Here is a 14,829-nt window from a genome sequence, read left to right on the forward strand (position 1 = left end):
CTTTAAAGGGGATTAAGAGATGGCCGGTGCTAAAAGTGGTGTGTTGGAGCTGAAAAATAAAGAGGCAAAGCATCGGGCTGAGCTGCTAAATTTGAAAAAAAGAATTAAGGCTGAAGAGCAGAAAGAGCTGAAAGTTAAAATAGATCGCCTGGGCAGGCTCGCATTAAAGTACGGTTTGAATGAGATGTCAGATGATGATCTTGAGTTGTCTTTTATGAAAATTGCTGAAGATAATATCGCCCGATCTAGTACCCCAGTAAATCAAATTTAAAGGGCAAAAAAACTGTTCTGAGCCTCGTTCTTTTACATGAATAAGTAGGTTTGTATGTCTAAAACTGCTCCACTATTTATAGATAAGCTGGCGTCAAAAATTTCCAAAGCGATTCTAATTTGCTTCGGCATAATGTTATGCGTGCTTCAATTAATTCCGTTACCTAACCTGGTTATTAATTTTTTGTTCTGCATTGCCATGTGCTTATCTTTTTTCGCAATTGTCTCAATGATTATCACCATGCAAGCGTTGCCTAAAACCTTGCTGTGGATTAGCTTGTTGGGAGTGACTTTTGCTGTGGCGGTTGTTCTTTTATCGCTGCCCGAACAGGTTCGAGTTAATGCTATCAAGACGTTTACGGTTATTGCTTTTATGTTAGCTGCGGGCTTTTCGATTACGAGATCTCTGTTACGCCAGCCCGCAAATGATCATAAGTTGATGGTTTGGCTATTACCAAAAATGCTTAAAATTTATGTGAAAGCGATATGTAGATGGTATGCCAAAAAATCAGTTTTTAAAGTCATTCAAATTCAGGTTCCACGACGCGAAAAGATGGTTTCAGAGTGTGTTTCTCACTGGGTTATTAAGACAGAATTTCAGAGTTTTATGCTGACAGTTTTGCATGTATCTGGGGTGATTGAAGGGGCCAGTTTAGAAAGCTTGATGGTGATAAATTCATCTGCTGCAGGGCGTATTGAAATTCCGACGTTACATTCCTTGGCTTCAGAAGCTAAAGAATATTGGGAGGTTAAAAGCATGGGCCGCGTGACGTTTAATGAGCACGTTGTGTTTCTAACACAGCCTGATAATGCCATAGTAGATTCAGTATATTTTGGCACGATAGGGTTGTTCTTTGCCGTGCGAAATCTTTTGAAATTGAGAAGAAATGGACAGGTTTAATGCCAAAAAAATTACCAAGCGGGCGACAAGAGACAGGGGTATATGAAATTTCTGATCAAGGGGATTTGGTGCTTGTTTCAAGATCTCTTCGTGCTCATTTGATGAAAAGTCTATACCCAAATCAGGCCGATGAAGTTTCAGATGCAGCAAGCAGGGTTGGTGAGGAAACTAGCCTAGATCGAGCAGACAAGATGCCATAGCACATGGCAGCTATTAGTTTTGAGTACGTGTATTTTGAAGGCTTGAAGCGCGGAAGTAGGTCGCGTTATTGTGTGTGAGCTTATGACGTTTTGGGTTTTCGAAGAGAGGTACTACTAATACGTCTCTTCGATTTTTTTGTGTAAGGGCTAAGGAAAAATGATGTCCAATTATTCACTGCTATACCAGCATAACGGCGTGACTACTGAAGGGGCTCTCCACTCAAAAAGGCCCGTAGTTTTGGAAGGGAAAGTGATTTCTTTTGGGGCAATTAAGGCGCTTGCCTCTTCTAAGACCAGCCGTATTTCCGTAGTGGAAGAGCAAGGAATCGTGCACTTTAGGCGTAATTTTTGATACGTCAGTTCCCAATAGGTTAAAGAGCTTTAATATTAAAAAGCCACGAATTTTTTCGTGGCTTTTTGTTTTTAGAATCGTAAATCACACTGTACATTTCTCAGGCTTGATGATTTGGGTTGATGGGACCCAGTGGCCATCTCCCTTAGATAAAACGATAGTCTGACTTTTTACACGATCGATAAAATAGGGAAAGATTGGAGTTAGATTTTATGCCTGTATTTATCAATTTATACTACGTATTTAATACGTAGTATAAATAATTACATCCTGTATCTTGCTTAAGATATACGTAGCATATACGTAGTATTTCATTGAATAAAGGCTGCTAATCGAGTGCCTTCATCTATAAGCCTGATTTATTGTCCGAAAAAATGTATACAAATATCGGACTAACTATAAGTGTCCCGGAACGGGTTTTAAGACAGAATGTTTAAGCCGTTCATGGCGCGAATAATATTGACTTTTTGGTTTTACCTGATTTTGATATATGATATGTATATCGTAAACATGGAGATGCTGTTATGCGGGCACTGATGGATATACCAGATAACAAAATAGATGCGTTGGCCAAGGTCTGTGAGCGAGCAGGTATCAGCAGGGCTGAAGCTGTGAGGCGTGCTATTGACGCATTTATTCAAGCCAATACACCTAAAACAGATGAAGCATTTGGCTTGTGGAAAACACGGGCCATCGATGGGGTGGAGTATGAAAACGGAATGCGCGAAGAATGGTAAAAGCGTTATTCGATACCAATATTCTGATCGACTATTTGAATGGCCATGAAGAAGCGCGTAACGAGCTATCCCGTTATACCGAAGTGGCAATCAGCATGATTACCTGGATGGAGGTAATGGCAGGAGCCACAGACCTAGATCGGCTTGAGACAGAGGCTTTTTTACAATCTTTTGAACTACTGCCCGTCGATATGCACGTTGCACGCAGGGCCGTTGAAATTAGGCAGGCTAAAAGGGTAAAGCTACCGGATGCTATTATTTGGGCAACAGCTCAAGAAAATAATTTATTACTGGTCACCCGTAACCCTAAAGACTTCCACGCGGATGAGCCTGGCGTGCGCATACCGTATCAACTGCAGGTAAATCATTAAAATAAAGTTGGTGCATGCCGTAAGCCGAAATAATGGGGCTGAAACACACAGGCTGGCAAGGTTTGGTTCTTGTCGTGAGCTGTACAATTGGCGCTAGAATTGTTGCGGTTTCCGTATAAAAAAACAATTACTCTTTTTGAACTTTAGGCGCAATACTTGATACGTCAGCTCCCACCGGGATAAGGGGCTTTAAAGTTAAAAAGCCACGAATCTTTTCGTGGCTTTTTTGTTTTTAGAGTCGTAGATTACCCAGTGCATTCTTCAGGCTCGATGATTTGGGTTAATGGGACCCAGTGGCCATCTGTCTCTGATAGAACGATGTTCTGGTTTTTCACTCGATCTATAAAATTAAGCGCATGAACGGCTTGGCGTACAGTTTCATTGCCATCCAGAAATGCCTTGCTGAATAGTCTAAATAGCATTTCTTCAGCGCAAGGGATCTGGTTGGTGCCTTTCTCCCAGCGGGCAATCGTTTGCGCATCCTTGTTGAACCATTGAGCGCCTAGGTCGCCTTGGGACATGCCAATCATCGTTCTGATGAACCGGATCTCTTTCCCGTTGAGTGGAGCGTTGCCGTTGATAAGGGCAACAGCAATTGCTCGATCAAGACCTTCGGAGTCTTCGATTTTAACCGCTGGACCATAGGTGGTTTGGGTGTGCGTATAGCCATTTTCAAGATATACGTTGTCTAAACCACACATCGTATAGTGATATAGCTGAGTCATTATCTTCATACCTAAGAGTTTCGCTTATGAAAAAAGACGCTATTGCAAAATAGCGCCTTAATTCCCGCGCTAGAGCAGCACGTTTTTTTGCGAATAGATGTATAAGTGTTGGCGAGTTATTCTTCGCTAACTTCCCAGACGGTAATAACAATTACGCCATCATCGTTCTTGGATAGAGCAACACAAACAACATAGTTCATACCAGCACAGTAATTCTGAATGCGACACTCAAAGTTTTTGTGTGCCTCATTAAAAACGGGCGGGCGCTGCAAGTGCCCATTTTTCCCAGCATGACGGATCATGTGCAAGCTAATTTCACGTTCTGCCATGCGCTCACTTGCATGGCTGGTTGTTACGAAATTATCACCAGAGCTGAATGCCGCTTTGATGGTTTGCATCGCTTCTAGATGAGTCATGGTCTGTATTTCAACACCCATCGTCATCTCACTAACCTATCAAAATGATAGTTTAGCAGGAAAATAAAAGCTAGTGCAATATTTCCTAACTGATAGCCGGTGTGTCTTTATTGGCTTAAATTTCATTTAAATCTTTCGCTATGATTTCTTCATTGTTTCTACGGTAGTTGGGCTGTGTTTTACACCCCGCACTTTATACGACGTACTTTATACGTAGTATAAGGTCACTTTTCTTGATATTTTTTTGTTCAGATACGTAGCATATCCGTTAGTGGGCTTAAGCGATGGTGTTGCAGATCTCGTACAAAATCAATCAGGAGATATCCCCGCCACTTGGGCGTTCTATCTCGATATTCTAATAGGTGGTTTACCTTACAAATTCTAACTATGTTCATAATTACACCATACAATCTTTGCAATGGTAGATCAGCAAGAATAAAGCTTCGTGTAATATAGCATCCTTCCTGTAAGCCCTTGGTTTCTTATGACCGTTGATCTGCTTGCTTCATTCGCCGCTGCTTTTAATCAAGATCAGCGACTTATCTCTCTTCAGCTAGGCGATGGTGCAGCATGGGGCGAGCAGTTGCTACCCCAGCATGTGATCGGTAGCGAGGGGATTAATTACGCTTATCATTATCAGGTTAACTGCCTGTCCCCCGACGGCTCTTTAGAACTCAAATCGCTGCTAGGCCAGCCGGTGGTATTGTCTATAGCTGACGCCAATGGCAATGCGATCGAGCGTTGCGGGGTAATTAGCCAGGCGCAATTATTGGGATCTGATGGCGGCTTTGCTCAATACTCCCTCACAGTAGAGCCGCCTTTTGCGCTACTTAGATATCGTCGCACTTCGCGGGTATTCCAAGACTTATCGATCATCGATATTGTGAAGCAGGTACTGGCAGAGCATCAGGCCAAGAATCCTGTGTTTGCCTCAGTACAAACGCTAGACTTTAAATTGTCCGGCGAATACCCGCCCCGATCTTACTGCGTGCAATACCGAGAGGATGATCTTTCGTTCTTGTCCAGGCAACTGAAAGAATGCGGTTTATCATGGCGATTTGAACATTTGGCGGGCGATTCCCCACAAGTGCAGCTTGTGGTTTTTGATGACGTATTCTCCATCCCAGAAGCTTTGGAGCCAACCGCCCGCTTTCACCGTGCCGATGCGAGCGAGAAAAGTGACTCTCTTACCCAATGGAACAGTCAAAGGAAAATTGGCAGTAGCTCTGTTTCCCTTGCCAGCTTCGACTACAAAGCTAGCAGTACCAGCCACAGCTCAAGTAATAGCGCGATCGACCAAGGCGAAGGTGGGCAACAAATCCAATCAACTCTGGAATATTACGACCCACAAGCGCATTACTATGCCAGCAATTTAGACGAGCTTAACCAAGATGCAAAACTGCGCCAAGATGCTTTAGACGGGCAAAAGAAATCATTTACCGGCTCTGGCACATTGCGCAGCCTGCAAGCAGGCCAATGGTTCCGATTAGAAGATCACCCTGCGCATGATTTCGATTCGGCTGAACAGCGCGAATTCGCCATCACTGAGCTTAAATTCACCGCCTATAATAATTTGCCGGTGGATTTAACCCTGCAACTTGGCTTAGTTGCACCTAGCCTGCTTGCCACGTCAGCCAAAGATAACGCGCCTTACCAAGCCGATTTCACCGCCCAAAGGCGCGGCCAGCCTGTGCTTAGCCATCTGGGCGAGCAAGAATTTACCAAGCCCACCAGCCCAGGCTTGCAAACCGCCACCGTTGTTGGCCCTGCCGGTGCAGAAGTGCATACCGACGAGCTAGGGCGCATAAAAGTGCAATTTCACTGGGCCCGGCCTGCAGAACATCTTGAGTTTGGCGCAAATATGGATGAGCAATCTTCCTGCTGGATACGGGTTGCCGCGCCATCGGCAGGCGCAAGCTGGGGACATCAGTTCATCCCGCGCATTGGCCAGGAAGTGACCATCAGCTTTGTTGAAGGCGATATCGACCGCCCTGTAGTCACTGGAGTGGTCTATAACGGCAGCCATCCAGTACCCGCCTTTAGCGGCACTGGTGCTTTACCCGCTAATAAAACACTGTCAGGTATCAAAACCAAAGAACATGAAGGCGGCCAGTACGGCGAGCTGCTGTTTGATGACACCAAGGGCGAAGTACGCACTAAGCTATCCAGCGAGCACGGCAAAACCCAGCTCAACCTTGGCTACTTAATCCACCCAAGAGCCGACGGCAAAGGCGAACCACGCGGCGAAGGCTTTGAATTACGCACGGATAATCAGGGAGCCATCCGCGCCAAAGGCTTACTGATCAGCACCGAAGCCAAGAGCGGTGCATCGGGCAAGCAGCTAGACCACAGCCCAGCCCAAAGCCAGCTCGAATCAGCTTTAGCGTTGGCCCAAAGCCTAGGCGAAACGGCCACCAACCAACTCGCTGATACTATCGAAACCGGCGAAGGCGATAAAACCGTTAAGCCCGACAATAGCGCAGGCGACAAAGCCACCTCCGGCCATCTGTATCACCATGTGCACGCCAGCAAAAGCTTGGAAGCAGGCAGCAATACCGATAAAGACGGCAAGAGTAAATCCCAAGGCCAGGTAGGCCAACAAAAAATCATCCTGCTGCACGGGGAAGACGGCGTGGCCATCACCAGCCCGCAAAGCCAGACGCTCACCGCAGGCACCAACCTAGATCTGGTTGCGCTGCGCGACACCAATCAAACCTCAGGCCGCCGCTGGATACATAATGTAGGCCAACACATCAGTCTGTTTGTAGCGGGAGTAAAAGACAAAGTTGCACTGAAGCTAATTGCTGCCAAGGGCAAAATCCAACTGCAGGCGCAAAGCGACGATATTGAAATTACCGGCGATAAAGATTTAAAAGTCACTGCCTGCAAAGAAAGCATTACCGTAGTGGCCAAAGACGAAATTCTGGTCACGGCAGGGGGCGGCTATATCCGGCTGAAAGGCGGCAATATCGAGATTCATTGCCCCGGTACGGTAACGGTAAAAGGTGCGAATCATGATGTAAGCGGCCCCGCTAAAATGACCGCCCAACATCCCGCTTTCCCCCAAGGTACGCCGAAACAAAAAATAAAATTAAACTTGCAGCAAACACCTGGCACAACCGATGCCAGCTTGGCTGGGATGCCTTATACCTTGTTTGCAGATGGGGCAGAGGTCAAAAAAGATGTGATGGATTCAACAGGGCAGCTATTAGTTGATCATGAAATTGTGACTCAACATTACAAGCTGGTACTCGCTAACGGCGAGACTTACCAAATACCAGTGCCAAGCGAGTATCGTAATGCTGAGCAGGCAAACCTTGCCAACCAAGGTTTACAACATCACCAACCAGAAAGTAACGCTGAAATCAATCAGCCAGACCAGCATACAGATCATCGCCAATCTTACTTAGATACCGTGAAGGGTCTTTTTAATGCCAAAGGTAAGGCTTAATGAGTAAAGACACCGTAGTACCCATCTGCACTAAAGTAACGGACAGTGCCACAGCCTCCCTAAAGTGGTTTGTACAAAAAACAGAATATCACCCTGTTCCTACCTGCTATCAGCCTTTGATAAATGGTGAAGATACTTTCCGTGAAGTCCACCTAGCGATTGCGAAAGCTAAAAAAACAGTTGATATTATTTGCTGGGGATTTCAGCCGTCGATGTATTTTATCCGCAATGGAAAAGAGCCATCAATTGGTGAGCTGTTAGTTATAAAAGCTAAAGAAGGCGTTAAGGTGAGGGTATTGGGCTGGGCAATGGCCCCAGCAGGGATCAATGTTACTGGCGCAGGCGGCGAATCTAATTTGCCCGGCTATGGAACAATAGGGATTAAAGATCGAGCAGGGCAAACGGCTAGCAATGATCAGTATGCTTACGATAAAAAGTGGTACAGCCAGTACGGCGATGGCAGCAAGCCTTGGAAGGTTGCGCAAGAAAACTGGTGCCAGCCGCTCAGCCCCAGATTAGGTATTCCTCTACGCTTTATTGGGCGTGGGTTTGATGCATTTGAACGCGCAGAAATTTATTACCGCGCAAAAATCAATCGCAGCGAAAAAGAAATCAGTGGCACCACCCAAAAGCTGTATGCCGCATCGGTCACTCACCATCAAAAAATGGTCGTGATTGATTATGAGCTGCCTGAATCGGCCTGTGGTTTTGTGATGGGTCACAATATGCTAGACGAATATTGGGATACTAACGCACATAGCATTCAGCGCTTCGCAGGCAATCTTGGGGCCAATGGCCATAAACCTCGCCAAGATATTTCATCAAAAGTGAATGGCCCGATTTTGGAGCATTTACATCATAACTTTGCAACAGCTTGGCAAAAAGAAACGGGTGAAGATTTAATGGGTTTGCGCAAGGCCAAAGAGGCTGGTGCAAAGCTGTGCCCTCGGCCAGATGGAGCGGGCAAGCTGTTGATGGCGCAAATATTACGCACACAATCTCAGAGTAAAAAGGCCGTGCGTGATATTGAAAAGCTGTATATGCAAGCCGTGAACAATTCACTTGGTTTTATATATCTGGAAAATCAATATTTTCGCTGGACTAAACTAGCGGAAACGATCAAAGACGTTGCAGCCAATCTGGCTAAAAGCAAAGAAGCGCATGGTAGCGATGCGGGCAAATACCCGCCTGTTCACTTATTTGTTGTAACAAATTCTAGTGACGAGGGCGTGGGGCCTGGCACTGTCAATACTTATAAAATGATGGATAGCCTAGGTAAAGCAGATAATATCCCCGGCGTCACTAAGCAAATGAGGCTGGACGATACTGAAAAAGCATTGCAGCAGGCCAGAATCCAGCAACACCTTGCCCAAATTAAAAACAATAACGCCAGCAGAACTAATGTAGGGCTGAACCCAAACAGCAGCATGGGCAAACAAGCCCAAAAAGCACTCGACTCCGAGCGCCAACAAGCCAATCAAGAGCTAGCCGCGGCCAAACAAAAAACCGCTGAGCTAGAAAAAAAACAAGCAGAGTTAAAAGACCCAGATTACAGCGTACATCCCGAATCAAGGACGGGGCTTAAGGTGATTGTATGTACGCTGGTCGCGCCGGATTCATCCATGAAAGCGTCCACCCTGCCAGATGCCTATGGCACTTACCGCAATGGCGCAAGCTCACAAGGTGAAAGACCCGTGCCACGTCCGGTAGGCAGTCTGCCCCCAGCTCCTCAGCCAACTTGGACGCCATGGACGCCTGTTTATATCCACAGCAAGCTGATGATCATTAATGATGTCTTTACCACCCACGGCTCGGCCAATATCAATGTGCGCAGCATGGAAGTAGATAGCGAATTAAATATCGCCCATGAAGCAGGTAGCGTCACCCAGAAAATGCGCCGTGATTTATGGGCGCTGCATACCAAGGGATTGGGAGCACAGGATGATCCGGTGAAGGCTTTTGAAGAGTGGGGAAAAATTATCAACAAAAATAATGAGGCTCAAAGTAAGCATAAGTCCCCCATAGCCTCATTGGTCGAATTTTACCGTGACGACCCAAAACTTAGCGATCAGGATTAAATATGTTGACCCGTTTACTCTTGATTTGCACTTTTGCGCTTACCGCCTGCGGCAATGATTTTAAGGAAAGAAAGTTGGATAATTTGGATGATATCAAAGCCAAGCTGGCCTTTACTTGTGCATACGAAAAAGACCATTTACCCGCCTTGCCTGCCGAGGCCGATATCTTATTTAAATACGCCCGATTTTTAGAAAAATATAATACCCAAAAACAAGATGAAGGTGTTTTTGCTGAAATTGAGCGTCTCTATCGCATTGCCACTGCCAATGGTCATTATAAAGCCAGTATTAATTTACAAAATGGCATGATGCGCCGCTATTTACACGGTAGCTCCACCGAAATGGCCGATTGGGCGGAGGAGTTGATCAAAACCAATATCCCTGCTGGCTATTTCCTAATGGGCCTCTATATCAAAAATGGCAGTGCAGGGATTAAAAAAGACCCTGAGCTGGCTTTGCGCTATTTCCGTAAGGCGGCTGATTTAGGCAATCCAGATGCACAAGATTATATTGGGAAGAAATTGGCCCCTATTGATATTGCACCAGATGTCGCCCGTCAAATGAGGCAGTGTGCTGCGGAACAAGGCCATGGGGGCGCAGCAATAGATTTGGGGGTTGACTTACAAGGTGACGAGTTATTTCCTGAGGCAGTAAAAGTTTTTCAGCTTGGTGTTATGGCTGGAAATGAACTTGCTCCATCGTACTTAGCGGGTGGATTTAAAGCCCCCCCTCCTGATGATCCATTAAATTATCTAGCCCTTGAAAAAGACGATGAGCGCTCAAAGCGCTACGAAGCCATTGGCAAGATGTTGACAGCTTATTATTTTGCCAATCCCAAAGTGCCCGATTTGGATCAAATCGTGCCTTTGCCACCAGCCAAACTGCCCAAGTGGGATGGCACATTTCAGTGGTTGAAAGAATACCAGGCTAAAGTCGCCCCTGAAAAACCAAGCGATGAACTGATCGCCAAATTGGCTAAAGCAAAGGGGTTAGATCCTGCATCGGGCATGCCACTGGCCCAGCTTAAAAAAGCTGAAGTTGCACCTGCCCCCATCGCCACCACCACCACGCCAGACCGTGTTTCTCTTGGCACGCTTTGCCGCACCGGCCAGCTTTGCCCAGAGGCCGGTTTATGGCTTGGCTATTTTGAAGGGCAGAAATATAGCCATCTGCTAAGTAAAGGCCAGCTTATGCCCTCCATTCCCGCATCGATTCCCCGCAGCAATAAATTGGCCCAATGGTTAAAAGGTCCTGAAAAAATGGAGTTGGCGATGGAATGGCAATTGGAAAAATATGCCGATGCATGATTTTTTAAGGGGGGCGAGAGGCAATAGAATACCTGTGCGTATTTATTGTTCCGTCTTGTTTTCTATCCTTGCAATCACCGCCTGCGGCAATGATTTTAAGGAAAGAAAATTGGATAATCTGGATGGTATCAAAGCCAAGCTGGCCTTTACGTGTACTTACGAAAAAGACCATTTACCGGCCTTGCCTGTCGAGGCAGATATCTTATTTAAATACGCCCGATTTTTAGAAAAGTATAATACCCAGAAACAAGATGAAGGTGTTTTTGCAGAAATAGAACGCCTTTATCGAATTGCCACGGCCAATGGCCATTATAAAGCCAGTATTAATTTACAGAATGGCATGATGCGCCGCTATTTACACGGCAGCTCCACCGAAATGGCCGATTGGGCTGAGGAGTTGATCAAAGCCAATATCCCTGCGGGCTATTTTCTAATGGGCCTCTATATTAAAAACGGCAGTGCAGGGATTAAAAAAGACCCTGAGCTGGCTTTGCGCTATTTCCGCAAGGCTGCTGATTTAGGCAACCCAGATGCGCAATATTATGTTGGGGACAAATTGGCCCCTATTGATATTGCACCGGATGTCGCCCGTCAAATGCATCAGTGTGCTGCTGAACAAGGGCACGGGAAGGCGGCAACAGATTTAGGTATGGACTTTCAATTAAATGGGATCTATTCCAAATCCATAAAAGCCTTCCAACTTGGTGTGTTAGCAGGAAATGATATATCTGCATTAAATTTAGAAAATGCATTTAAAGCCCCCCCCCTGATCATCCACTATATTATTTAGCCCTTGAAAAAGACGATGAGCGCGCAAAACGCTATAAAGCCATTGGCGATATGTTGACCGCTTATGACTTTGCCAACCCCAAAGTCCCCGAGCTCGATCAAATCGTGCCATTGCCACCGGCCAAACTGCCCAAATGGGACGGCACATTTCAGTGGCTGAAAGAATATCAAGCTAAAGTCGCCCCTGAAAAACCAAGCGATGAACTGATCGCCAGATTGGCTAAAGCCAAGGGCTTAGACCCTGCATCGGGCATGCCGCTGGCCCAGCTTAAAAAAGCGGAAGTTGCTCCAGCAACCATCGCAGCCACTACGCCAGACCGTGTTTCCCTTGGCACGCTTTGCCGCACCGGCCAGCCTTGCCCCGAGGCGGGTCTATGGCTTGGCTCTTTTGAAGGACAGCAATATAGCCATCTGCTAAGCAAAGGCCAGCCCATGCCGACAATTTCAACATCGATTCCCCGCAGCAATAGGCTAGCCCAATGGTTAAAAGGTCCTGAAAAAATGGAGCTGGCTATGGAATGGCAATTGGAAAAATATACCGATGCATGATTTTTTAAGGGGGGCGAGAGGCAATAGAATACCTGTGCGTATTTATTGCTCCGTCTTGTTTTCTATCCTTGCAATCACCGCCTGCGGCAATGATTTTAAGGAAAGAAAATTGGATAATCTGGATGGTATCAAAGCCAAGCTGGCCTTTACTTGTACTTACGAAAAAGACCATTTACCGGCCTTGCCTGTCGAGGCAGATATCTTATTTAAATACGCCCGATTTTTAGAAAAGTATAATACCCAGAAACAAGATGAAGGTGTTTTTGCAGAAATTGAGCGACTTTACCGAATTGCTACCGCCAATGGTCATTATAAAGCTAGTATAAATTTACAGAATGGCATGATGAGCCGCTATTTACACGGCAGCTCCACCGAAATGGCCGATTGGGCGGAGGAGTTGATCAAAGCCAATATTCCTGCGGGTTATTTTCTAATGGGCCTCTATATTAAAAACGGCAGCGCAGGGATTAAAAAGGATCCTGATCTTGCTTTGCGCTATTTCCGCAAGGCGGCTGATTTAGGTAATCCAGATGCGCAATATTATGTAGGTGATAAGCTGGCCCCAATTGATATTGCACCGGATATTTCCCGTCAAATGTTACGTTGTGCAGCAGAACAAGGCCACGGGAAAGCGGCTATTGAGCTAGGTAGTGACCAAAAACTTGATCAGCATTATAAAGAGGCAGTTAAGTCATACCAACTGGGCGTGGCAGCAGGAAATGAACTTGCTCCATCGTACTTAGCTGGTGGATTTAAAGCCCCCTCCCCTGATAACCCATTGGATTACCTTGGCCTTGAAAAAGACGATGAGCGCTCAAAGCGCTACGAAGCCATTGGCAAGATGTTGACAGCTTATTATTTTGCCAATCCCAAAGTGCCCGATTTGGATCAAATCGTGCCTTTGCCACCAGCCAAACTGCCCAAGTGGGATGGCACATTTCAGTGGTTGAAAGAATACCAGGCTAAAGTCGCCCCTGAAAAGCCGAGCGATGAATTGATCGCAAAACTGGCAAAAGCCAAGGGGCTAGACCCTGCATCGGGCATGCCGCTGGCCCAGCTTAAAAAAAACTGAAGTTACACCTGCCTCGATAGTTTCGCCAAAAAGAGCCGTTGAGCTCTATTTAAATAAGGCTAGGTGGTACTAGATTTTCCCAGCTTTAGTTCTGGTGAGACACATTGGCATTAGAAGGAGTGCTTTGACATAATGTTTTGTATTTTTCTGGCTTACTTTTTGCTTGCTTGATATTGAATCAACAACCAAGGTGCCATGAATGAACATCTCAGGAGTCTCCCCTCTAAGTCCTTTTCCTAGCAGCATGCGGCCTAAGATACCCTATCAGACAGATGCCCCTAGTAGTGATTCGAGTCGATATGACCCGACAAGCATGACGGATAAGGAGGCGGCAAAATTAGCCACTGACTTGTACAATGACGGCAAAATTAGCTTTTATGAGCTTGGGGCAATGCAGCTTTGCCATCTAAATATTAATGAAGATGGTAGCCCTCGCACAGAAGACACTGCAACTTTATCGAAAAAGTGGAATTTCATTGATTATGCTGAAACAAGTGTTCGTAGTTGCCAGTCAAGAAATGATGAGCAAGGCGCTAAAATTTACCAACACCTTCTGGATGTTTTAAAACAAACAGCTACGGAACCAGGAAGAAGACTTAATGTTTCAGCATAAAAAAAAGCCGCCAAATATTAGGCGGCTTTTTTTTACTAAAAATATTTTTATCGGATACTTATTTGAGCCGAAAGTGTATTCCAAGGCGAGTTAAGAGATGTATTTGTATGTTGGAAGAAGCCATTTTGATTCCCTGAAACATCCCAGTAAACGATAAACCCTGCAACTGTATTACCAGGAGGGCATGGAATAGCGGCACTTCCATTTACAAAGCATAAGGTATCACGACGGAAGATCGATGCTGACGGGACTACTCCTCCATTCATACGTGCAATCGGATTGCCTCCATAGCCCATTTCTAAAACGGCAACGGCTAAAAACGCTCCCCCATGATCTTGTACTGTCGCTTGAGCACCTACTGGAATATTTTCCCAACCTATATTGTTAGAACCAACGGCAATTACTCTAACTTGAGATAGAGGTGCTGCAGGTGCGAAAGTTGTGTTTTCTGCGTGAGCTGATGACTTTGTTGTTTCTGCAGGTTTTATTTGAGATAGATCTAGGCGTAGCGGTTGGCCAAAAACATAGTCATCAAACGCTTTTTTCTCTGGATAAATGGACGAAGCATCTTGATCGGCCATCGCAGCAGGAGAGCTAACAGCAAGGTATGCAGATACAAGTACTAGAAGTAACTTTTTCATCTGAAATCTCGGTAGGTTTGTGAACATAAAGCTTAGTTATTTGGTTTGCATGGTGTCAATAATTTGTAGGTGTATGAAATGTACGAGTAATATATTTGCTGTGAGTACTTTGTTGTAATACAGATATTGGGGTTCGATTTGCTGAGATAGAAGGTGCCAGAGTGGTAATAACTCAAGTTTCTAGCTATGGGCCCAAAGTGGGGCAGTGTATTTATTGTGGCTCTACTGACGATAATCTTACAAAGGAGCATGCTATCCCATATGGGTTAAATGGGCCTTGGACGTTATTAGATGCGAGTTGTGCAAAGTGTGCAGGTATCACACATCGATTTGAGCGGGATACGATGAAAGGGCTTT

Annotated in this window: 14 protein-coding genes and 1 pseudogene; 12 read left to right on the forward strand and 3 right to left on the reverse strand. The window is 45.6% G+C overall.

Annotated features, from left to right (window positions below):
* Positions 1–19: 19 nt before the first annotated feature.
* The 5 genes from DYD62_RS05620 (at position 20) to DYD62_RS05645 (ending at position 2,831) form a co-directional block, all read left to right on the forward strand.
* Positions 20–271, forward strand: coding sequence for a hypothetical protein (locus tag DYD62_RS05620; RefSeq protein WP_115226450.1), 252 nt, complete (start codon positions 20–22; stop codon positions 269–271).
* Between the two features lie 54 nt (positions 272–325).
* Positions 326–1,171 (forward strand): hypothetical protein, encoded by an 846-nt coding sequence (locus DYD62_RS05625; protein ID WP_132038695.1) that lies wholly within the window; start codon positions 326–328, stop codon positions 1,169–1,171.
* A complete protein-coding gene (locus tag DYD62_RS05630; protein ID WP_115226452.1) occupies positions 1,171–1,371 on the forward strand; it encodes a hypothetical protein in 201 nt (66 codons plus the stop codon). Before DYD62_RS05625 ends, DYD62_RS05630 begins: the two co-directional genes overlap by 1 nt.
* Positions 1,372–2,247: 876 nt before the next feature.
* A complete protein-coding gene (locus DYD62_RS05640; protein ID WP_115226454.1) occupies positions 2,248–2,460 on the forward strand; it encodes a ribbon-helix-helix protein, CopG family in 213 nt (70 codons plus the stop codon).
* Positions 2,454–2,831 carry a type II toxin-antitoxin system VapC family toxin gene (locus DYD62_RS05645; RefSeq protein ID WP_115226455.1) on the forward strand — a complete coding sequence of 126 codons (378 nt, stop codon included), beginning with the start codon at positions 2,454–2,456 and terminating at the stop codon, positions 2,829–2,831. The genes DYD62_RS05640 and DYD62_RS05645 overlap by 7 nt, the downstream gene beginning before the upstream one ends.
* Positions 2,832–3,076: 245 nt before the next feature.
* Here DYD62_RS05645 and DYD62_RS05650 read toward each other — a convergent pair whose 3' ends face one another.
* Both DYD62_RS05650 and DYD62_RS05655 read right to left on the reverse strand, forming a co-directional pair.
* Positions 3,077–3,556, reverse strand: coding sequence for a hypothetical protein (locus tag DYD62_RS05650; RefSeq protein WP_132038696.1), 480 nt, complete (start codon positions 3,554–3,556; stop codon positions 3,077–3,079).
* A gap of 116 nt (positions 3,557–3,672) precedes the next feature.
* Entirely contained in the window at positions 3,673–3,999 is a 327-nt protein-coding gene (locus DYD62_RS05655) for a DUF4258 domain-containing protein (RefSeq protein ID WP_115226457.1), read from the reverse strand.
* Positions 4,000–4,456: 457 nt separating this feature from the next.
* Here DYD62_RS05655 and DYD62_RS05660 point away from each other — a divergent pair, with 457 nt between their 5' ends.
* From DYD62_RS05660 to DYD62_RS05685, 7 genes and pseudogenes are all read left to right on the forward strand, one after another.
* Positions 4,457–7,423: a type VI secretion system Vgr family protein gene (locus DYD62_RS05660; RefSeq protein ID WP_115226458.1), complete on the forward strand. Its 2,967-nt coding sequence runs from the start codon at positions 4,457–4,459 to the stop codon at positions 7,421–7,423.
* Positions 7,423–9,501, forward strand: a complete 2,079-nt coding sequence (locus DYD62_RS23720; RefSeq protein WP_174900832.1) for a phospholipase — start codon at positions 7,423–7,425, stop codon at positions 9,499–9,501. Before DYD62_RS05660 ends, DYD62_RS23720 begins: the two co-directional genes overlap by 1 nt.
* Before the next feature lie 2 nt (positions 9,502–9,503).
* Positions 9,504–10,808 (forward strand): SEL1-like repeat protein, encoded by a 1,305-nt coding sequence (locus DYD62_RS05670; RefSeq protein ID WP_115226459.1) that lies wholly within the window; start codon positions 9,504–9,506, stop codon positions 10,806–10,808.
* A 34-nt stretch (positions 10,809–10,842) separates the two neighbouring features.
* Positions 10,843–11,598 (forward strand): tetratricopeptide repeat protein, encoded by a 756-nt coding sequence (locus DYD62_RS23780; protein WP_218586909.1) that lies wholly within the window; start codon positions 10,843–10,845, stop codon positions 11,596–11,598.
* Between the two features lie 32 nt (positions 11,599–11,630).
* Positions 11,631–12,146: pseudogene (locus tag DYD62_RS23785) on the forward strand (DUF6396 domain-containing protein); the annotation flags it as partial.
* A 34-nt stretch (positions 12,147–12,180) separates the two neighbouring features.
* Positions 12,181–13,218 carry an SEL1-like repeat protein gene (locus DYD62_RS05680; protein ID WP_207916678.1) on the forward strand — a complete coding sequence of 346 codons (1,038 nt, stop codon included), beginning with the start codon at positions 12,181–12,183 and terminating at the stop codon, positions 13,216–13,218.
* A gap of 313 nt (positions 13,219–13,531) precedes the next feature.
* Positions 13,532–13,831, forward strand: coding sequence for a hypothetical protein (locus tag DYD62_RS05685; RefSeq protein ID WP_132038697.1), 300 nt, complete (start codon positions 13,532–13,534; stop codon positions 13,829–13,831).
* Positions 13,832–13,878: 47 nt separating this feature from the next.
* Here the strand turns inward: DYD62_RS05685 and DYD62_RS05690 are convergent, their stop codons facing one another.
* The gene (locus tag DYD62_RS05690) at positions 13,879–14,472 is read right to left on the reverse strand and encodes a DUF4879 domain-containing protein (protein ID WP_165928727.1); all 594 of its coding nucleotides are present in this window, start codon (positions 14,470–14,472) and stop codon (positions 13,879–13,881) included.
* Positions 14,473–14,829 lie beyond the last annotated feature (357 nt).

The organism is Iodobacter fluviatilis (assembly GCF_900451195.1).
In the GTDB taxonomy this organism is placed as follows: Bacteria; Pseudomonadota; Gammaproteobacteria; order Burkholderiales; family Chitinibacteraceae; genus Iodobacter; species Iodobacter fluviatilis.